This window comes from Thalassotalea sp. G20_0 (assembly GCF_017744175.1).
Classification (GTDB): Bacteria; Pseudomonadota; Gammaproteobacteria; order Pseudomonadales; family Endozoicomonadaceae; genus Endozoicomonas.
Genome location: NZ_JAGHQV010000018.1, coordinates 1 through 20,594 on the forward strand (window position 1 = coordinate 1; position 20,594 = coordinate 20,594).

The 20,594-nt window shown below is 47.6% G+C and carries 14 protein-coding genes and 1 pseudogene; 3 read left to right on the forward strand and 12 right to left on the reverse strand.

Annotated features, from left to right (window positions below):
• Positions 1–187: pseudogene (locus J7438_RS12410) on the forward strand (hypothetical protein); the annotation flags it as partial.
• A gap of 108 nt (positions 188–295) precedes the next feature.
• On the opposite strand, the gene J7438_RS12415 reads toward J7438_RS12410, so the two are convergent.
• The 5 genes from J7438_RS12415 to J7438_RS12435 all read right to left on the reverse strand — a co-directional run bounded on the left by J7438_RS12415 (position 296) and on the right by J7438_RS12435 (position 7,557).
• The gene (locus J7438_RS12415; protein WP_209276780.1) at positions 296–628 is read right to left on the reverse strand and encodes a calcium-binding protein; all 333 of its coding nucleotides are present in this window, start codon (positions 626–628) and stop codon (positions 296–298) included.
• A 327-nt stretch (positions 629–955) separates the two neighbouring features.
• Entirely contained in the window at positions 956–1,513 is a 558-nt protein-coding gene (locus J7438_RS12420; protein ID WP_503003903.1) for a 3'-5' exonuclease, read from the reverse strand.
• A gap of 585 nt (positions 1,514–2,098) precedes the next feature.
• Entirely contained in the window at positions 2,099–3,115 is a 1,017-nt protein-coding gene (locus tag J7438_RS12425; RefSeq protein ID WP_209276781.1) for a DUF1848 domain-containing protein, read from the reverse strand.
• Complete coding sequence (locus J7438_RS12430; RefSeq protein WP_209276782.1) at positions 3,112–3,543, reverse strand: small ribosomal subunit Rsm22 family protein; 432 nt, start codon at positions 3,541–3,543, stop codon at positions 3,112–3,114. Before J7438_RS12430 ends, J7438_RS12425 begins: the two co-directional genes overlap by 4 nt.
• A 591-nt stretch (positions 3,544–4,134) precedes the next feature.
• A complete protein-coding gene (locus J7438_RS12435; RefSeq protein ID WP_209276783.1) occupies positions 4,135–7,557 on the reverse strand; it encodes a DEAD/DEAH box helicase in 3,423 nt (1,140 codons plus the stop codon).
• A 228-nt stretch (positions 7,558–7,785) separates the two neighbouring features.
• Here J7438_RS12435 and recD2 point away from each other — a divergent pair, with 228 nt between their 5' ends.
• A complete protein-coding gene (gene recD2, locus J7438_RS12440) occupies positions 7,786–9,987 on the forward strand; it encodes an SF1B family DNA helicase RecD2 (protein WP_209276784.1) in 2,202 nt (733 codons plus the stop codon).
• Here the strand turns inward: recD2 and J7438_RS12445 are convergent.
• The 3 genes from J7438_RS12445 to J7438_RS12455 all read right to left on the reverse strand — a co-directional run bounded on the left by J7438_RS12445 (position 9,984) and on the right by J7438_RS12455 (position 13,330).
• Positions 9,984–12,041, reverse strand: coding sequence for a Y4lR C-terminal helical domain-containing protein (locus tag J7438_RS12445; protein WP_209276785.1), 2,058 nt, complete (start codon positions 12,039–12,041; stop codon positions 9,984–9,986). The two genes, recD2 and J7438_RS12445, sit on opposite strands and share 4 nt — an antisense overlap.
• A gap of 511 nt (positions 12,042–12,552) precedes the next feature.
• On the reverse strand, positions 12,553–12,960 hold the full coding sequence (locus J7438_RS12450) for a hypothetical protein (RefSeq protein WP_209276786.1): 408 nt from the start codon (positions 12,958–12,960) through the stop codon (positions 12,553–12,555).
• Between the two features lie 133 nt (positions 12,961–13,093).
• A complete protein-coding gene (locus J7438_RS12455) occupies positions 13,094–13,330 on the reverse strand; it encodes a hypothetical protein (protein WP_209276787.1) in 237 nt (78 codons plus the stop codon).
• Between the two features lie 244 nt (positions 13,331–13,574).
• Between J7438_RS12455 and J7438_RS12460 the strand changes: the two genes are divergently transcribed.
• Positions 13,575–14,270 carry an aspartate/glutamate racemase family protein gene (locus J7438_RS12460; protein ID WP_209276788.1) on the forward strand — a complete coding sequence of 232 codons (696 nt, stop codon included), beginning with the start codon at positions 13,575–13,577 and terminating at the stop codon, positions 14,268–14,270.
• A gap of 341 nt (positions 14,271–14,611) precedes the next feature.
• Here J7438_RS12460 and J7438_RS12465 read toward each other — a convergent pair whose 3' ends face one another.
• From J7438_RS12465 to J7438_RS28275, 4 genes are all read right to left on the reverse strand, one after another.
• Positions 14,612–15,439 (reverse strand): hypothetical protein, encoded by an 828-nt coding sequence (locus J7438_RS12465; protein ID WP_209200961.1) that lies wholly within the window; start codon positions 15,437–15,439, stop codon positions 14,612–14,614.
• Positions 15,440–15,698: 259 nt separating this feature from the next.
• Positions 15,699–16,466 (reverse strand): efflux RND transporter periplasmic adaptor subunit, encoded by a 768-nt coding sequence (locus tag J7438_RS12470; RefSeq protein ID WP_209200962.1) that lies wholly within the window; start codon positions 16,464–16,466, stop codon positions 15,699–15,701.
• 5 nt (positions 16,467–16,471) lie between these two features.
• Entirely contained in the window at positions 16,472–18,487 is a 2,016-nt protein-coding gene (locus J7438_RS12475) for a preprotein translocase subunit SecA (protein WP_209276789.1), read from the reverse strand.
• Complete coding sequence (locus J7438_RS28275; protein ID WP_209276790.1) at positions 18,480–20,585, reverse strand: efflux RND transporter periplasmic adaptor subunit; 2,106 nt, start codon at positions 20,583–20,585, stop codon at positions 18,480–18,482. Before J7438_RS28275 ends, J7438_RS12475 begins: the two co-directional genes overlap by 8 nt.
• Between the last annotated feature and the right edge of the window lie 9 nt (positions 20,586–20,594).

A 20,594-nucleotide genomic window follows, 5' to 3' on the forward strand; every position in this document is an offset into this window, starting at 1 on the left:
CCGTGTATTCTTAAACCAGAAAAAAAAGCCCTGCCAGAACCCAACGGCGAGATGGGTGTTTTTCTGTTTTCAAGGGGTTAGTGTATTAACGGTCAATAATCAGGAACAACGTGTGGTCGGTTTGAAGGAAAGACAACGGGCGATCATTCAAGTTTTAGGCATTTTATATGAGTCGGTATATTCCTGATTGGGGTGGTGAAAGGCAGCTGTGGATGTAATGGGATGGTCACCGGTTAGCAAACCAGACCACATACTCCCGAAGCGGCCAGTAGCAGGGATGGTCTCTGGTGGTGACTTACAATTCGCAAAGCGGGAGATAGCCTTTCCTGCACCCCTCTTTCACGCCGACGATCAAACCCTGCATATCATCTTCCATGTAAATGCCCTGTACCTGAACGGTATGGCCTACACCAAAAGGCGCATCCGTTGAGAATGGGCTTGCATCGCCACCTTCAAAGCGAATGGCGGGGAAGGGGAAAGTTAAATGCTCCGTCAGGTATTGGTACCAGTCCCGTTTTTTCCATTCCGTAAACCGGGTGTTAAGCAGTGCATGGTTACCCTCATCCCATGAGGTATCGTATTCTGTGTTTATCGTCATTACATCACCAATATCATCATCAACTGGCAACCAATTACTTGTCGGGTGCCGTATCAATCATCCACACGTCTTTATACCAATCGAACTTTCTAACTCCCTATTGCGCTGAAGAGTTGAGCCTTAATCCTGCGTTGGCGATCGTCGCCATAGCTTAGGCTATGACTCCTCACGCCGCCTTGTCTTAAGGCTCAAATCTTCATGCTCATCACGGGAGTTAGAAAGCACGATTGGTATTACGTTATGAGCGCCGGTTGTGAGGCTCCGAAGTCTGGCTTCACTTTTTTATTGCTGGCCTGTGTGCTTGATCACGCGCACAAGCAGGATGGAGTTCCACGCAGAGCCCGGGGTAACCGGCTCTTACTCCATCGTCGCTCTCAGGCACTGCATGTCCGAAAACGCAATGGGTGCTGGACGGCCCATCATCGACAAGTCGTTCAACATGGCCAGCCAGAGATGAGCCGTCATTCTGGCATCGGACAGTGCCCGATGGAAATTGCCATCGGTCGGGAGCTGCTTGAACTCCACCAGTGTTGACAGGCTATGATCGGGTACCTTGTGGTATACCCACCTTGCCGCATTCAGGGAACAGGCGAACTCGCCGGAATAGCGGGTACCCGGCAACGCCATCTCATTATCGAGAAATCGCTGGTCAAATGGCACATTATGGGCAACCAGGTTGTGCGAACCGATAAACCGGGCCAGCTCACCAATCACCTCACTGCACGGTGGTGCATTTTCCAGCATGGCGTTGGTAATGCCAGTGTAGCTGGCAATAAAGCTGTCAACCCGGAAGCCGGGGTTCATCAGTTGCTGAAACCGGTCTGTGATACGACCGTCTTCTACCAATACCGCGCCAATCTCAATGGCGCGATCACCGCTGTCCGGGGAGAGACCGGTAGTTTCGAAATCCAGCACCACTACCGTATTGGCGCTTCGCTTACTGTTCTTCCAGACGGTGTCTGGCAGGAGATGATTATGAACGTTGTCGATGAATTAAACGAGAAGAAAGACGTTAGGAGCCTGTCGGACATAACCGACCGTAGCGAGAAAAAGTCCGGTTTGAGCCAGTTTTTATTCTGATGTGAGTGCCAGAATGAAGATGACGATCTGACGTTGGTAGCCTGAAGGAGTGCAATCGGCTGCCACATCCGGTAGCTTATTTTTAATGAAGTGATTATCCAGACCCAAGCGGCAAAGTGGGGCTAATAACAACCGCAGTCAGAGCCGGGAGCTATCCTTGAAATGCGTTACCCAGCCCCGGTGACCTGACCGACTGGCCTCCGTTAGAGGCCATTTTGTTTTGTGGGTGAGGGATTGAATGGTGTGTCTGTGGGGGCCAGTGGTTGGGTCGTCAGTTGGTTGAGGTATTCTATGATTCTCTGACGCAAAATGTTAAGTACCAAGTCTCGTTCTTAGAACAAGGACCCTTGAGGAACGTTACTGTTCAACAGAAGTGGGTCTATACCCTCAGTTCCCCCAAGCAAGAAAGGGCTTAAGTAGCTAACCATATGAAATCATATATTTCTGACTCCTTGTGCCGGCACTCTGCTTCGTTACAACTCCGGTCACATAGCTACGGCTATGCTCCCTCCGTTGTGCCTCGCATAGTACCAGCCCAAGTAGCCAGAAATATTCGATTCCATATGGCCAGCTACTTAATGGATCGTGTTTCTTTTGATTCTTTATTACTGCATCATGGTTAAAAGTTGCATAACAGTATGAACAACCATGTAGGCATGTGTTATAAACGCCTATGTCAATGCTTTTAATACAGCCACATTCTTCACGCTGACCACTGTCCTTTTTACTGTCCAGACTCAAACCGAAGACTTCTTTAATCAGTTCGTCATCGATGCACTTCCCATGTGGCACCCCAGCATTAATGATATCGACGGCTTCTGCACAGCTTTTTATTTCCATACCATACGCAGTACTAACCTTCGCCATGTAAGCAGATAGTTCTAGTAGCTGTTCCTGATATTGAGTGATATCCGAACAAATCAGGCTATCTACCGTCTTAAGATTCTTCTCGGTCTTCTTGTAAAAGTCAGCAAAACTAATCACTACTCGACTAGTTTTCCCTGCCAGCATGCCAGCAATTTTACTGAACAAACGTTTATGCTTATCCAACGGTAATAGGTTCGATAGCAAAATAGGGTCGTAGCGCCACACCACCTTGTCTGATCCAACTTGCTGGCTAAGGTTGATGAAAGTTTCAATCGCACGGTGTGGACTAGGGACTGACTTTTCGACGGAGCGAGGATACCCTGTAACAGTGTACTGGAAGTAATAGCGATACCCTTGAGAATCCATCTCCGGTAAAAAGGGCATAAGCTTGGACGGGTTTCTTGTCCAGAACACAAATACTTCAACATCCTCTGACTTTAATGAAACTCGCTTAATCTGATGGGCATTAAATGGGTTGCGTGTGAGTAGGAAACCTTCACGCACACGATTGATAAACCAGCTGGAGTAAAAGGCTGGAATATCGGTGCGGCGACTAGCACTGATAATCATCTCTTCACTCCAACAAACATGCCTGAGTTCATACTAAATTTCGGACCAACAACCGTAGCAATTTCATTTGGATAACTACTCAATTCAGAAGTTAGATAAGATGCTGTTACCAAATTAAATTTTTCACCAGAAATTAAGCCAAAGCCGTCATTAACATCCATATGTACTGTTCGATAATTAACCCAAGGAAAGAATCGTTCCATTATATCATTGAACACTTCATCCCATTGATCCTCAATATCTAGTCGAATAACATCAACAGATAATTCAATATTTCGCCTTTTTGCTTGCTTTTCCAAATACTCCAGAACGCCACAAACATCAGAGCCTGGTCCTCCTCCGACAGACAATATATCTACATGTTCAACCTCAAACCAAGAATCGAGCACATCACAAGATATATTGGTTGCACCATGATAGTTTTCCATGACGTGAACAACAAAATACCTTAGCAAATAAAGCTTTCTCTTTTCCTCACAGTCGTAACTTATCTCATTACCATCAAAGAATTGGTTCTGAAAACAGCCTAAACAATTTTCGCTTCTGGGCGTCTTTCTTTCACAATTGCCAAATTCCTATAGATTTAACTCATGGTAATAATCTGAAATCAAGTCATCCATTTAATAAATTCTTCAAAGATAAATTTAAAATAAGCAAGAAAGTAAAACAGGTGTCAGTTCTTTATATTTGACACTTTGTCAACCACTGTTGTCTTTGACCAATAAGTCAAAATCATACTACCGTCCATGGATTATACCATTGTCTTTTATTGACGCCGGGGAGCATGGGACCAGATAGCTCAGAGGGATGATGGTCTAGTTGGGAACTGAGTGCGACAGGGTAGTTTCATCCGATGTGTTCGGATGTGCATGATATAAAAATACCAGGCATGAGTGAATCCTGTTTTCTACGTATGGACCAGCCACTACTCCCTGAGCGAACCGCATCCAGCCCCCGACTCCATAAGTTGCTGCCCTGTGTTTCGAGCTGCGGGGATGGAGAGCGTGAACCTAAAAATATTAAGCCTGCTTCAAAGGCTCAAAGAGTACACTGAGGTCTTCTGCGGTGATTGATGGTTTTTGTCGGCCGCTACCCTCACTCAGAATCGCATCGGCAATGGCTTTTTTCTTCTCTTTCAGCGCCTGGATTTTTTCCTCAACGGTGCCTTCGGTGATCAGTTTGTAGACAAATACCGGTTTGTCCTGCCCAATGCGGTGTGCACGATCACTGGCTTGATCTTCTGCCGCCGGGTTCCACCAGGGATCGTAGTGGATCACGGTATCTGCCGCGGTGAGGTTCAGGCCGGTGCCGCCAGCTTTAAGACTGATCAGGAAGACCGGGATATCACCGTGCTGGAAAGCCTCAATGGGTTGTTTCCGGTCACGGGTCTGGCCGGTCAGTTTTACCCAGGGAATACTGGCATTGTGCAGACGGTTTTCAATCAGGGACAGCATACTGGTGAACTGCGAGAAGATGAGTATCTTTCGACCTTCTTCTACCATGGGTTGTACCAGGTCCATCAGAAGATCAAGCTTGGCTGACTCCCGGATATTGGATGCCTGCTCCAGCTTGACCAGTGTCGGATCGCAGCATGCCTGCCGCATTTTGAGCAAAGCATCCAGAATAACAATCTGGGAGCGGGCAAGACCTTTCTTTTCAATCTCTTTTTGAACCCTGGCTTCCATACTGGCGCGGATGGTTTCGTACAGATCCCTTTGTTTGCCCTCAAGCGAGGTAGTGCGCAGAATTTCGGTTTTGGCGGGCAGCTCTCTGGCCACCAGGTCTTTACTGCGGCGCAACATAAATGGTGCAATGCGCTTTTGCAGTTTTTGGGTTTGTTGCTGGTTTCCCTGTTTTTCGATAGGGGTTCGATAAAAACGGGTAAACTGGTCCCTGGCACCGAGAAAGCCGGGCATCAAAAAATCGAACAGCGACCAGAGTTCACCCAGATGATTTTCCATTGGCGTACCGGTCAGGCAAAGTTTATGCACTGCGTTAAGGCAGCGCACTGCTCTGGCACTTTTTGCATTGGGGTTTTTTACCGCCTGGGATTCATCCAGGGCTAACAGGTGAAACCGGGTTTTTGCCAGTTGCTCAAAATCCCGCTGGATGACGCCGTAACTGGTAATCACCAGGTCTGCTTTTTGGATTTCCTCGCTGTCGCGTTTGGAGCCATGATGGATATGTACGGTTAAATCGGGTGTAAACCGGCTGGCTTCATGTTGCCAGTTATGGAGGAGGCTGGTGGGACAGACCACCAGACAGGGCGGGAGCTGGTCTCCAAGGCGTTGTTTTTCCAGCTGGATATGGGCGAGGGTCTGCAGGGTTTTGCCCAGCCCCATGTCATCAGCCAATATACCGTTCAATCCAAACTCTCTCAGGAACTGCAGCCAGGAAAGGCCATGCTGCTGATAACTGCGCAGGTCTGCCTGCAGATTTTTTGCCGGTTTAACTGACTTAAGTCGTTTAAAAGTTTTCAGCTTTTTGCTTAATGCCAGTAGCTTTTCACCACCTGCCCAAGGCAAACCAAGCTGTTCATACAGCTCCTGCCAGATTTCGGCGTGGTAGTTCTGCAGTTGGTATTCGTTTAATGGACGATCGCCAAAGAGTTCTAACAGTGTTCCGGCAATTACCCTTAACCGTTCAGCAGGCAGTTGAATAAACTTGCCACCGGGCAGGGCAATCGGAATCCGGGTGTCTTCCGGCATGTTCTTTAGTTCATCCAGTGTGGGCAGCTGATGAATCTGCCGGGCAAGCAAAGGCAGCAGGTCAATGGATGTGCCATCAATGGTGATGCCAAGACGCAGGTCAAACCAGTTGTTTTCGGACTCGTCCAGTTCTGCATACCAGTCATCATCGGAGATGGCTTCAAACTGGTAGGGGAAGTTGTCGTCAATCTCAATGATCCAGTCCTGCGCCTCCAACTCTGGCAGGACATTGGTCATGAAATGCAGCCAGTACCGGCGATGGTCTTCTCCGGGGAGTGCCATTATCAGGTCATAGGGCTTGAGTGCCGGGTATTGTCGGATAATATCACTGTGGCGCTGAAGTGCCGGTTCCATCCACGTTTGAAGCTGTTGCAGCAGTCGGTTTTCTTCCGATTTTTGACGGGGAATAACCTGGTGGTTATTGTTTTCTGCTGGAATAGTGTCTCCGGGACTTCCAAAAGGGATGCGATTATTGTTGTAGGCAAAGAAGAGTTTTGCCCGCGCCAACAGCTGATCCGTTTTCGAGCCTCCCACAGGCAGGGTGTCTAACTGTAAAACGGGCTGTGGGGCAACGGTGATGGCGGTGATTTTTCTGGGGAGTTGTACACTTTTGCGCTCTTTGGTTTTCTCTCTCCCTTTAAAGAGCGATTTCAGGACTTTACTGGTCTCTTCAACGCCGGTTTCATCCAGAGGCGGAGCTTCCATAATGGCACCGAGTAAACGTACATCCGGTAAATGGGTTAATTCACCGCACTCGACCTGATCATGCAGTGTTTTCAAATAACAGGGAGGCGCGGTTGGCAGTAACTGCAACGGGTAGCCTGAACTGGCATCAAATAAAACAGGTCGCTGAAGCCCCTGGTCATCAAGTTGCCAGCGAATTTCCCCCTTCAGTTGTGGGCCCTGAGCAACAGGCAGAAGTCTTTCTCCTGCCAGACAACGACCGGTACCCAGTATTTTATCAAGGAGCTCACGACCCTCTGATCCTTTAAGGCTGATCTGGGCATCATACAGGTCGATTCTAGCCTGTATATACGCCAGTTTGAAAATATGTTTGTCACCATCATTCATGCTGGCAGGCCAGTTGTTATGGTGCAGACAGTTGTAGGCGCTGGTATAGATCTTAGGCTTGCCAAAGCCTCCCTTTTTTAACCAACGGGATAAGTAGGGTTGAACAAAGATCCCTCCACTGTATGGGGTTTCATCGAGAATATAAACAACGCAGTTATTACTTTTTCCTGAATGGGTACCTGTTGATGCGGATAATTGACCGGAAACTTGCCGAGCCATTGCCTGAAGGTGATGTAGCCAGCTTGATCTGCGTTTTGTCAGGACTGACAGCTCATCTGTTTTTTGATCAGCTTCAGTTGGAACTGTTGAGGTATGATTTTCAATGCTACCGATTAATCGGTTAAGCCGGGGTGCACCATACTGCATTTCTCCCGCCAATAACAACGCAAGGGAATGTTTGCAATCGATACCAACAGGGCATGAACAAACGCCTGCAATGGGGTCTTCATCCGGGTCATCATATTCTGCCCCCAAGAAGACCTCAACGTCATAGTGGTGACCTTTACTCCCCATAACGGCACCCGACAATTTGTGTTCTTCTTCATCCAAGTCAACATAGAGCACATGATTATTTGCAAAGTAGTGTTGACCCTTTTTCAGCGTATTGGCGGTATAGAGTGCGTTCAGGTTAATGTTGAGCTTGGTCATGGGGAGAGAAGCCAAAAATAAATGTATTCATGTTGGTGTTGATTATGGTGGATTTTTTTGATCGAAAACATCAGTTTTTGACTTCGAAATAAGTTTTGAAATGTTGGTTCAAAAATGAGAGTTGGATTTTATCCTGAAGGGCTGGATGCACTAAAAATAGAGTCGTTTATCTAGTGAACGCTTGATATTATCCTTAAGCGATTCGATTTTTTAATACCGCCTTAAATTGTAGACAACAGATCAATGACATTCGCTTCGCAACACCGTCAGCCCTACACCGACCATCAGCCACTGGTTCATCTTCAGGGATCGGTGGAGCGGGTTACCTTCCACAGCGAAGCCAGCGGGTTCTTTGTGATTCGGGTCAAGTGCAGGGGGCAGCGTGAGCTGGTGACCATGACCGGCAACACGCCCTCGGTGACACCCGGTGAGTTTGTGGATGCCACCGGCATCTGGTTTAACGACCATAAGCACGGGGTGCAGTTCAAGGTTAAGCAGATCAAAACCGTCACACCCAATACCCTGGAAGGGATCGAGAAATACCTGGGGTCCGGCATGGTGAAGGGCATCGGTCCCCATTTTGCCAAACGGTTGGTCAAAGCCTTTGGTGAACAGGTGTTCGATATTATTGAGGAGAATCCGGAACGGCTGATGGCGCTGGAGGGCATCGGTAAAAAACGGCGGGAGAAGATCACCTCGGCCTGGTCGGAGCAGAAAGTGATCCGGGAGATTATGGTGTTCCTGCAATCCCACGGTGTTGGCACAGCCCGGGCGGTGCGTATTTATAAAACCTACGGCGACGAGTCCGTGGCGAAAGTGCAGGAGAACCCGTACCGGCTGGCGCTGGATATTCACGGCATCGGCTTTAAAACGGCGGACAACCTGGCCATGCAGCTGGGGATCGACCGGGTGTCGTTAATACGCGCCCAGGCCGGGGTGCGCCATGTGTTGCAGGAGTGTTCCGGAGAAGGTCATTGTGCCCGACCGTTTGAGGCTCTGGTTAACGACGCGGTCACGCTGCTGGAAATACCGGAAGACACCATTAAGGAAGCGATTCAGTGCGAGATTAATGAAGAGCGGCTGACACCGGAGACCATTGGTGAGGTACCTTGCCTGTTTCTGACGCCGCTCTACCGTGCCGAGCAGGGGGTTGCCAACCATGTGAACCGCCTGCTTCAGGGACGTTCCGGCTGGTCTGGCATTGCCATGGACAAAGCCATTCCCTGGGTGGAGGAGAAAAACAACATTCAGCTGTCCGACTCCCAGAAAGGAGCAATTGACCTGGCGGTGCAGAATAAGTTCTGCATCATTACCGGTGGTCCGGGCGTGGGTAAGACGACAGTGGTGAACAGCATCCTGAAGATCATCCAGGCCAAGCGGGTTGAGGTGACGCTGTGTGCGCCAACGGGGCGTGCCGCCAAGCGTTTGTCTGAATCGACAGGGCAGGAAGCCACCACCATTCACCGGTTGCTGGATTTTGATCCGTCCGCCTTCGACTTCAAACGCAATGCTGAGAATCCCCTGGAAACGGATCTGCTGGTGGTGGATGAGTGCTCCATGGTGGATGTGGTGCTGATGAATCAGCTGTTGCGCGCCGTGCCTGACTCGGCTGCGGTATTGCTGGTGGGCGATGTGGATCAGTTGCCATCGGTGGGGCCGGGGTCGGTACTGAGAGATTTGATTGAGTCCGGCAAGGTGCCGGTGGCGCGATTGACGGAAATCTTCCGGCAGGCGGCCACCTCACAGATCATTACCGGCTCTCATGCCATCAACCGTGGCCAGGTGCCCAGGGTGACGAAAAAAGGGGAGGAGACGGACTTCTTCTATCTGACCGGCGAAGAGCCTGAAGAGTTGTTTGCCAAGTTGATGTCGGTGGTTACACGGCGGCTGCCTGAGACGTTTGGCTTTGATCCGGTCAACGATATCCAGGTGCTGGCTCCAATGAACCGGGGCGGACTGGGTGCCCGCAGTTTGAATGTGGCCTTGCAGGAAGCCCTGAACCCGGATGCCCACCCCCGGGTTACCCGGTATGGCTGGACCTATGCGCCGGGGGATAAGGTGATTCAGACGGTCAATAACTACGACAAGGAGGTGTTCAACGGCGATATTGGCCGGGTCAAAGCGATTGATATTGAGGAGGGCGAGTTGATGATTGAGTTCGACGGTCGGGAGGTACTTTACCCGGTCAATGAGCTGGACGAAGTGTCGCTGGCCTATGCCACTACCATCCATAAAAGCCAGGGCTCCGAATACCCCTGTGTGGTGATCCCCATGGCCATGCAGCACTTCACCCTGCTGGAACGTAACCTGCTCTACACCGGTGTGACCCGGGGCAAAAAGATGGTGGTGCTGGTGGGGCAACCCAAGGCGGTGGGTATGGCGGCCCGAAACCGAAAGTCGAACCGCCGGTTGACTAACCTGCAGGCGAGGTTGGGAGCCAATTAAAGCGACTTTTTGACGATACTCTCCAGAAGTTTGATTTGACTGGCAGGCATATCCTGTTCCAGTAACCAGCTGACAACGGCAAAATCCCGTGCCTGTTTTTGTCTCTGCTTACTTTCGCAGGCATTAGCCCAAAGACACATGCGCTGCATACGTTCACGCCAGACTCCTTTTTTGGGTTCAAGTACCTGGTCACAGACATCGCTGATCATCTTCTTCACGGTACCACCTGTGATGGTGAATGCATCCGAGATCAGCCAGCTGTCAGCAAAAGCAGAATTTGTCCAACTGACAGAGCGTTTTTGGACACTGGCAATCTCTTGATCGGATGGTGGCGTGTTGAAACTCAACAGTTCGGGGCTGAGGGTCTCAAATTGTGCCGACGCCGGATTCCAGTTATCGAGACCAAGCAGCTCCATGCCTTCCAGCATATCTGCACTGAGGCAGGTTTTACTGCTGAGATTCAAGGCCATAAATGGCGGGATAAGTTTCCGAATCAGTTCACTGGATACTTTCTCAAAGGGAACGCCGTATTGTTTTGTACTGGTAATGATGTGCTGGAGTTTTTTGCGGGTTTCTGGCGGCGACACGGAAATGTCGACAATCCCGACGGCTTCTTTAAGTACAAAATTTACCAGGCGGAATGCTCGAGGATGGTTGATATCATTGACTATGATCATCACTCCCTGGGCACCACTGCCATCCACGGAGGTCATCCATGCCTGTATCTCGCCATCGGTGGATACTTTTTTCCCGGAAGGACAGACACCCAACTTGCGGACATTTTTGATGAGTTTGTCAATGTGAGTCTGAACTGCTTTAGGCAGCCAGTTTCGAATACGGATCATTCGTTCCAATGTTAAGGGCGTGATCGCTTTTGGGTGGTTGGCCAGCAGATCTGCTATAGCGACAGCGCTCTTTTCCTGTTCATCCAGCACCAGTAAACTCAGGAAATCACCATATCGTGGGTTATCCAAAGAAAGTATCTGCTGGCCAATTAAGCTAATGCCTTCCGGTGGCATAAAGCCCATTTGATCCTGCCAGACGGAGGCAAATGTGAATTCATCGGGAATTTCTTCCAGCATGGCCTGACAGATCTTATTCAGGTCCTCCAGAGAAAAGTCACTTTTCGAGTCTTGCGAATCATGAGTCTCCGTTTGCCAATGATGGATGAACTCCATAAATGATTCTGACAGGTATTGCCGATGACCAGCCAGAACACCCAACAGGGGTGTCATTGCAACGCTGTCCAGTTCATCGTGCTCATAAGATAACATGATATTTTGTTCAACTTCCTGCCAGAAGTGAGTAGCCTGATGACTACCCTGACGAATCTGGATAAAGAGACTGTGCAGAGCAAACGAAAGGAGCGCGGCAACCGCATCAGACTCGTCTTCGTCAATGCCTTCAATACAGACGGCAAACAGGAACTGTGACAATGACTGGAGATCATAAAGGCGATGCCAGCTCTGAGGTGGTTCCGGTTGCTTACGGATGGTCGCGAGGTTGGTGACCGCATCTTCAATCAGTGCTTCTATCCAGTCATCTTGAGTACTGGTTTTATCGGGTGTTGCGCTTTCCAGAATGGTTACTGTTGGGCCTGAAGCATCGTGGTGGTTATAAATTTTCAGGTAGTCCTTTTTAATACTCTGAAGGTAGTTAATAATGGCTTCGGCATGCTTGAGCTTTTTCTTCTGGGCTGAACCATCAATCAAGCGCTGCAGGCACTGCCAGCAAGCGATAATCTCGGGGACTATCGTTTTTGCCTGGGTATCGGAACAGATCATCTTACGAGGGAATAGCTTGGTCATCACCTCGCGGGTTGATTTGAGATCTATGGACTCAAGTCCTTTACCCAGGTAGTTCATGTTCAGCTCCATAAACAAGCTGAACATCATGCCGCCAGATTTTTGATTGGCTTTTGAGAGTTTCTGATATTCAGGCGATTCATAAAAGATATCCAGAAACTGCTCAACCCAGTCCTGTAGTTGATCATTGCACTTATCAGGATCGCTCAGATAGGCGTTCTTGTTGAGCTTAAAAGGTTTTAATGACATACGAAATCTTAACCGGTGAACTGTGAATTGGCCGGATCATGCCAGATATACCATAGCGCATAAAGGGAATATGTTTTGGAGTACTATGGTGGCAATAAAATTATTATCAAAAAATTCCGCCACTGGTTCCCGCCCCCACCGCCATATCTTCAAGCCCTTACGATACCTGTCGTAAGGGTTTTGTCGTTTATAGACCCTGTAAACAAAGGGTTAAACGTATGATGCTGTGGTTTGTGGCCTTCCGTATTTAAAGCTGTTTCCTCCCGTTTTTCTGACTTTTCTCTCTCCTCTCTGAAAAGCTGTGGTTTTGACCCTTGCGAGAATTACAGCGTTTAACTTTTTGATTCTATTATGCTTTCGCTGTGGTTTACGGTGTTGTAATTTTGTAGGTTCGCGGCTATTCCGGCGGTAGGGGCTGTGAAACATGTGCGAACTATCTTTGCTTTCTGAATCTATATTCGCTGTTGGCATCATTACCTGTGCGCGATTTTCACTATTCTCGGTCAGCCTCCTAAATGCCTGTCGACTTATCATCCTCCTGGTCAGTAAATATTTCAAAATCTGCACATATGCTTAACGAAATTGAATGGGTGCGATTTACTGGGTCCAAAGGTGGCAGAAATGCTGCTGTATATGCTTTTATACATCGATCCGTGTGAGGGTTTTCTATTTTTTCCTGGACTCTGGTTTTAAAACCATTTTTTGGGTTATTCACCAATTGGTTGCCAGCGAAGACTGACAGGAATTCTGGATTACGTAATCCTGAATTATAAGGGCTCAATTGCGTATTGAGCAGAGCTGCAAGGAAATCATTATCGTTAATAAAGTCTGAATTATTTGATTTTTGATTAAATCCCGTTGTGAAAATGGTTTCCGGAGGCCTCGAATCGCCTCTAAGTAGCTGGCCATATGGAATCACATATTTCTGGCTACTTGGGCAGGTGCTATGCGAGGCACAACGGAGGGAGCATAGCCGTAGCTATGTGACCGGAGTTGTAACGAAGCAGAGTGCCTGAACAAGGAGTCAGAAATATGTGATTTCATATGGTTAGCTACTTATATACCATGCCAATATGGGATGGTGCTTTCAGACTAGGAGTAAACCTGAAACGCTCATGCTGCCAGAATGGATTATGACTGAAGAACGCGTTTCGAGATTCTGACAGATAGGTTTTTCCTGGATATGCAGCAACCTCCCGGGCAAAGGCTTCGACTGTTTTAGTTGTTGCAGTTTGCCAGTCTGCAGGGGAGCTGGGTGGTTTGGTGATAATGGTTTCACTGATGTGCATAGTTTCACCTCTATTGGTCAATGATTATTAGAAGAACTGGATTTCCAGATTGCTCTTTCATCAGACGGAGTGTGAGTCAGCATGGCTTGAAAAACTCCAGAGGTTAATTGCATGAGTCCCCCGAGTCTGCAAATATAGGCAAATTTAGCCTTTTACACAGTTCGATAGTACAACTATAAAAAAGTTCCATTAATTTTGTGGGGTTTGTGCAGAATCTCTCTGGTTATATTGGTAAATATTAATAATGAAAACGATTGGATTGATTGGTGGGATGAGTTGGGAGTCAACTCTAAGCTACTACAAGGGAATTAATGAAGGCGTTAAGACATCTCTTGGGGGGTTACATTCAGCCAGGGTCGCCCTCTACAGTGTCGATTTCGCTGAAATTGAGAAGCTTCAGCATCAGGGTGAGTGGGATAAGACAGCAGAGATCCTGTCCGCTGCGGCTCGTTCTGTTGAAGCAGGTGGGGCTGATTTCTTTTTAATTTGCACTAACACCATGCATAAGGTGGCAGAGGCTGTTGAAAAATCCGTTGCTATTCCTCTGGTGCATATTGCTGATGCAACCGGCGAGCTTCTCGTTAAAGATGGTATAAAACGGGTTGGTTTATTGGGCACTCGCTTCACCATGGAGCAAGCGTTTTATAAAAATCGCTTGTTGGACAAGTTTGGTATAGAAGTTGTTATTCCGGATGAAGCTGAACGGGAGGTAGTCCATCAGGTTATTCACACAGAACTCTGTCTTGGCCAGATCAACAACGCTTCCCGCAACCAATATTTGAAGATCATTAGCAGCCTGCATAACCAAGGGGCTGAGGCAGTAATTCTTGGCTGTACTGAAATTGCCTTGTTGGTTCAACAGACCCAGACGACCATACCACTGTATGACACAACAGAAATACATGCCCAGAAGGCAGTGAAGTTAGCGATCAGTGAATAAAATAAACGGGTGGTAAATCGTAGACAGTTTCGAAAGTGCGTATACCTGAATTGCTGGAAGAAATAGCACCTCATCAATCGCTTGATGAGGCTTCAGGGGCTATGTTTGCCAGTTTGCTGAAAGCAGGCACTCTTCCCGGATGAGGAAATTACTTTTACTATCCCATCGGGGGCTACCAGTAATTATCCCGATTTTATCCGGTAGCAATGATTCGCGAACTGTGTGACTTAGTTTGCGTCCATCAACTCTGCTCATAAACCGCGCCCCTGAAAGTGGCGACAGTCTACTCAAATTTGATGTGGAAGGTTTTGGCACATATCAATATGTGAGGAGTACATTAATCAATCTTCGACATATATGGAGAGAAAAGGCTGATTATCTCGCCCCAATCCTCCAGAAATATGCCCGAGAGAGCGTGTACTGTATTTGGGCAGCACTTTTAACAAGTCATTTCTAATATGCCATTGCTGAGCCAGTTCCAGGAGGAAGGGTAATGCATCTGCCACTGATAACTGTCCCTTATAGCAATTGATATCAAAGGATTGTCTTGCATTGTCTTTCCCGATAACTTCAAGATAAATGAGCTGTGACCCTGCCAAAGATCGGTTTTGAAAAAGTACAGGGCTCAGGAAGTATTTGAAAATCGCATCATTAATAACTGTGAGTGATTTTATGCGGTTATGTATTTCAGTCAGTGTTAAAAGTGGGTAACACCAGTAAATATCTTCCTTCCAATGTTCTGGACTGTCAGCTTCCCATTTATATCCACGATTCAGGGCAAAAGGTTGCCGATCATGTTTACCTTGTTGAATGAGGGAAACAAGAAAGTCCCAGTATTCCAAATATACTTTTAATGTTGCTTTATCATCCATCTCCTCTATTCCAAATAAAAGTGTGTCTGCATTTTGAATATTGTTGAGGATTTGACGTATGACCTCCTGCGGGACATTGAGAAATTTTAAAAATAAAGACCACTCCTCAATGGTTTTCTGCTCTTTTTCAAAACCCATCAGTATTCTGCGGTCTATGACTTGGCCAGGCTTCAGCTTAATAGATCGTTCTTTCTGGAATGCAGACTGGATACTGCAACAGCCGTGAAAAAAATTTTTTGTGTCGAGTCGCTGGAATAAATCATCGAATTTTTTTGGGGTTGAATTAGCAGATAGCATAATTGGTTCTCATGGCCATGATAGTATTGAACATTCTTAGGGTGGACATTAAGCTTACCCCTCCATTTTCAATGGCTTTTGAATGGAACCACGAAGGAGACAAAGAGCACGAAGGAAAAGAAAATCTCTTCTTTGTGCTCTTCGTGTCCTTCGTGGTTCCATCTTTAACTTCCCGAAGAGGGGAGTAGACGCTTAATGTCTACCCTAAGATTGAACATTAGGATACGGATGCATTTCGATTTTCTATCAAAGCAAAAAATCATTGAATGCTGCTCGGTATTGCTGAAATTTCTATACGACACCGTGAACCTGCAATCAGTTGCAGTTGATCATTGTTGACCTCAACGGTGATGCCAAAGGTATCACTGGCCGCATCAATAATAGGGTCAAGAGTTTTTATCCGCGCTGTGAATCCTTGCTCAGAACCTTTGGTAAACAACGTTATGGGGGTGTCTTTTTTGATGTGTCCGTAAAGATCTGCCTGAAAAATGACCTGGGCATGCAGTGGGTCGAGACTAACCACCTGTAAAAAATGAGAGTCGTCGATATATTCCCCCGGCTCTTTAACAACATCGGTAATGACGCCGGAAAAAGGACTGCGGACTTCCCGCTGGCGCAGTCGGACAAGTGCTTCCTCGGCCTGCAGCATGGCAAGCCTTTTTTCGGTCAACAGTTCATCCTGCTCGTGGTCAGAGATCAGCTTATCTTTGTAGAGAGCTTCATTACGTTGCAGTTTGCGCTCAGCAAAATCCAGTCGAGCTCTCGCCGTTTTCAGGGTTGCCTGTTCGATATCTGAATTCAAAACCATAAGAACCTGACCTTTTTTGACGGTGTCGCCCCGTTGCACCTTCAGGTCACGAATGATACCGGGCACTTCGCTGCTCAAATCTGAACTTTTACTGGGCTCCAGAAGGCAGCTAAGCTGACCGAAATCGGTTGTGCTGGTCTGTGCGAATATGACCTGAGCACAGGAGGATAAAAGCAGTGCAGAAATAATGGTGGAGATTTGACGTTTAGTGCTGGTCATGGAATTCATACCCGCGAATTGGCAAATGAAAGAAGTTCCCGTTGATGCTCGTCACTGCGTAGTAAGTGTTTACGGGCTCGTTCATGCTTGTGTTCAAACTGGCTCTGGCAAAAACGGAAAGTTATTAATGCAAACCAGTTTTTCAGAAATATTGGGAGTGGAAGATTGAATAGTTGTTGCAGTATCCCAGACCATTTTGAACTCAAAAGAGAGTCTTCAAGGGATAACAGGAGTTCATAACTTCCGCGGTCACCCTGGCGTGCACAACGGCCAATCAGCTGCCGGTCGATACGTGATGATTCGTGCAAGCCGGTAATAATGACATGAAGACCTCCGTTGTCGTCTGTTACTTCGTCGATCTTAATATCAGTGCCCCGCCCAGCCATGCTGGTGGCAATAGTGATCGTGCCGGGCGCACCGGCTTTGGCAACGATATCCGCTTCAAACTTATCCTGTCGGGCATTGAGAACCTGATGATCGATGTTCGCTTCGTCCATATACTGGCTCAGCTGCTCAGAGTCGGCCAGAGATAAAGTGCCAATCAATACGGGGCGATTTTTTGCTCTCAAGGTTCTCACCCGGGACACCACAGCCTGCCATTTTTGGTGCTCTTTCTGAAAGATTCTATAGTGGAGAAATTGTCTCCGACTGGTTTTGTGGGTGGGAATATCGACTACTGGCAGATTGTAAACCCTCCATAGTTCACTGCGTACATGACTGGTGGTTCCGGTCATACCCGACAGGTGATGAAAGTGACGGAAAAAGTTTTGAAAGCTGATGCTCGCCAAGGTTTCTCTGGGGGCCGATAAAGGGCAGTTTTCTTTTATTTCGATCAGCTGATGAAGCCCTTGCTCCCAAGTGCGATCCGGCATCATCCTGCCTGTGTGCTCATCGATAATAACGACCTTTCGTTGTTTCATCGAGTCATCAATCAAATACTGTTTATCGCGTTCGAAGAGATGCCAGGCCGTTAAGGCCTGTCTGATAAGTTCTAATCGGCGTACCCGTCCTTTCCAGAGCACCCCGTGGTTTTTAGTGAGTTTGGCTATTTGCTCTTCACCGGAAGGAGTGATTTCGATATAGCGTCGATCTTTCCAGATTTTGTAGTCTTTACCTTCACACAGTTCAGGAACGATCGTCATGGCTTGAGCATAGAGTTCCTGCTGGACAGCGATGGGAGCTTCTTCTCCTGAGATAATCAGTGGTGTGCGGGCTTCATCCAGTAAAACGCTGTCCGCTTCATCCACGACGGCGAAGTGGAGGCCGCGCAGCATCAGTTCGTCTATATCAGTGGTTTTATGTTTACTGGAAGGGTTAAGCAGTTTCTGCGCATGAAGATTAAGCGAGCTGTTTTTACCTTCCAGAATGATACTGTCTTTCAAATAATCAAAAGCCAGTTCATTGTTAGTGCAATAAACAATATCGCAGGCATATTGTGACTGTCGTTCACTGGTTTGCAGCCCCTGAATAATAACACCAACACTAAGCCCCAGCCGTTGATACACCGGCATCATCAGTTCAGCATCGCGCTGTGTTAAGTAATCGTTAACCGTTACAAGATAGGATGGAATGCCTGCAAGAGCTGCAGCAGCAACGGGTAATGTGGCGGTCAGTGTTTTGCCTTCACCTGTCTGCATCTGGCCAATGTTGCCATAGATAATGGCAAGCCCCCCCAGCAACTGGGAATCAAAATGATACATACCCAACTCACGACCAGACACTTCTCGTATAACTGCAAACGCTTTGGTTACTGAAGTGTGAGTGAGTCCTTTCTTCTGCAATACTGATTTAAGAATATGGATTTCGTTGTCCAGTCCTGAATCAGAAAGTGCAGATAAACCAGACTGATAGCTTTTTATTTTCCAGAGGAGAGGGTAGTACATCCAAACCTGAGCCTGAACAGGGCGCAGAACGATTGACGTTATCCAGCGCCAGATTCGTGCTGACATCTGCTGCCCGGGAATGGATTTCTGAGGGCGGTCTAGTGTTGAAGCCGGTCGTCGTTGTGGAAGCTTAAACATCAAACTGCCTCAGGAATAGTCGTCTTATATCTCGATACCACCTCCAGAATAGTGGCTCAGGGTCATGTTCAAAAAGCACATGCAGGCGCTCATCAAAGCGCTGGCGGGGTGCATTTTCAGCTTCAATATCGACCCGGAAGTAACCCTGATAACTTTGCAGTTCATATTCTCGATCTGGAGCAAGAGCGATGAGGCCACCACCTTCAGTTGATAATATATGACTTGGAAGAATGTGGGTTGATGAAGGATGTTGCCTGATAATCTCGGCGTGGTATTCCTGATTTGGAGAAGAGCTAAACTTCAGGGAAACTTGTTTGGTTTGATTCCTGACCTGATCGATATCACTCTCAGAAATCACCGTAGTTAGAGGTAAGTGGTCGTAATTGACGATGTAACCCAGTACATCACCACGTTGAAAGTACTTGCCATCAATGCCTGAACGATCAATAACCACTAACTCACCATCAGTCACTCCGTTAATAGTCAGTGCGCGGATACGTTCTGTGGCTTCCAGGAGTTCATTATTAATAAATTGCACTTCTTGGGAAAGAATGTCGGACTGAGTCCGGTCATCAATTGCAGCCTGGTATCTCAGCCTGGCTTCACTGGCCTGGGCGGTTAACACTTTCTTTCGGGCGATAAGTTCAGGGGCGTCCATAGTGAAAATGGAATCGCCGGCAGATACTTCAGAACCCGTTTCTGCCCACTGCTTTTCAATAAAGCCATTAGCCGGAGCCCGGATGATGGCTTCTTGCGGGATATAAACGACACCTTGGCTATAGGTTTGATAGGGCATCGGGATAATCAGCAATAGTGATAAAACAAGGCCAACGCAGATGCAGGAATATAGGTAAATGGATTTTCTTTTATGCCAGAGCTGAGGGTCAGAGACTGGTTTGGCAATCATTTTGGTAATGGGCGCTAACAAGCTGCTCCAGATAGACCAGCAGGCCAGTAAAACACCAATAAAAAAATACTTGGAAGCAACCAGTAGCGAAATAGCCACCATCACGAACAATCGGTATATGTAGGATAAAACAGAATAACCGACCAGCCAGGTGGATTCTGAACGACTTTGGGTGACCGATTTTAAGCCCTGAACCTTCAACAGGTATTGCTTCACCAGATAACTCACCTGAGCATTCCCTCTGGCGGCAAGGTTGGGTATTTCAAGGTAATCAGCCAGAACATAATAGGCATCGAAGCGCAGCAATGGGTTGCCATTGAAGAGCAGGGTAGAGAAACCGCCAATCAACATCACATTGAAAGCCAGTGCGCGCACGACACCCGGTTCAACACTGACCCAGATTATCATGGCAATAGCTGACATCAGCAGTTCGCCAAGAATACCAACGGCACCCACGAACATTCGTTGATATTTGTTATGAAAAGAAGATGCTGCGGATGCATCAACATAAGGCACTGGAAACATGACCAGTAGCATAACCCCCATCTCGTGTACTTCGCCGCCCCAGCGCTTAACGGCGTAGGCATGCCCTAACTCATGAATGAGTTTTACAAAGGGGTAGACTAGCGCCATCATCAGCAGGTTTTCTGTAGCCAATAAGCGGTCGCTGAGATTTTCTGTCAGGGGTTCCCAGTGAGTGATGGCCAGTACGCCACCCAGTAAAATAATGAATAAAAAGGCAATAGCGCCTAAACGGCTGAAGATGGCTGTGGCAATAGATGATGTTACAGAAAGAAATGCTTCCGGGTCTACCAGTGGTATTCGTATGCTCAGGGGAGATTTAATCTGTTGCAGCCACTTGTTACGGATAACTTGTGATCGTTGTTTTTGTAATTGATCAATATCGGGCAGTTTGTCCGTTTGAATGACGTTAGCTTTGTTGAGCTGGCCCACCAGCTGGATAACCTCATCCTGAGTGGGCAGATTGTCCCCCAGCTCTTCACAGGCTATTTCCCAAATCTGTTGAAGAGTACGAGTGCCATCCATAAGGGCAATTATCTGATAGGCCGCAGGCTTGAAGCGATGGAACTGGCCTGTCACATGATCCTGAAGTACATACCAGACGTTGTCCCGATACACGTGGCGGTGGATATGGGCATGCTTTCTAAGCCGGACTTTAAGGTCTGCCACCTTATACCA

Bases quoted from the DNA above. Each gene is read 5' to 3' on its own strand.
- J7438_RS12425 (WP_209276781.1), bottom strand. From the start codon at position 3,115: ATGATTATCAGTGCTAGTCGCCGCACCGATATTCCAGCCTTTTACTCC.
- J7438_RS12430 (WP_209276782.1), bottom strand. From the start codon at position 3,543: ATGGAAAACTATCATGGTGCAACCAATATATCTTGTGATGTGCTCGAT.
- recD2 (WP_209276784.1), top strand. From the start codon at position 7,786: ATGACATTCGCTTCGCAACACCGTCAGCCCTACACCGACCATCAGCCA.
- J7438_RS12445 (WP_209276785.1), bottom strand. From the start codon at position 12,041: ATGTCATTAAAACCTTTTAAGCTCAACAAGAACGCCTATCTGAGCGAT.
- J7438_RS12455 (WP_209276787.1), bottom strand. From the start codon at position 13,330: ATGCACATCAGTGAAACCATTATCACCAAACCACCCAGCTCCCCTGCA.
- J7438_RS12460 (WP_209276788.1), top strand. From the start codon at position 13,575: ATGAAAACGATTGGATTGATTGGTGGGATGAGTTGGGAGTCAACTCTA.
- J7438_RS12465 (WP_209200961.1), bottom strand. From the start codon at position 15,439: ATGCTATCTGCTAATTCAACCCCAAAAAAATTCGATGATTTATTCCAG.
- J7438_RS12470 (WP_209200962.1), bottom strand. From the start codon at position 16,466: ATGACCAGCACTAAACGTCAAATCTCCACCATTATTTCTGCACTGCTT.
- J7438_RS12475 (WP_209276789.1), bottom strand. From the start codon at position 18,487: ATGTTTAAGCTTCCACAACGACGACCGGCTTCAACACTAGACCGCCCT.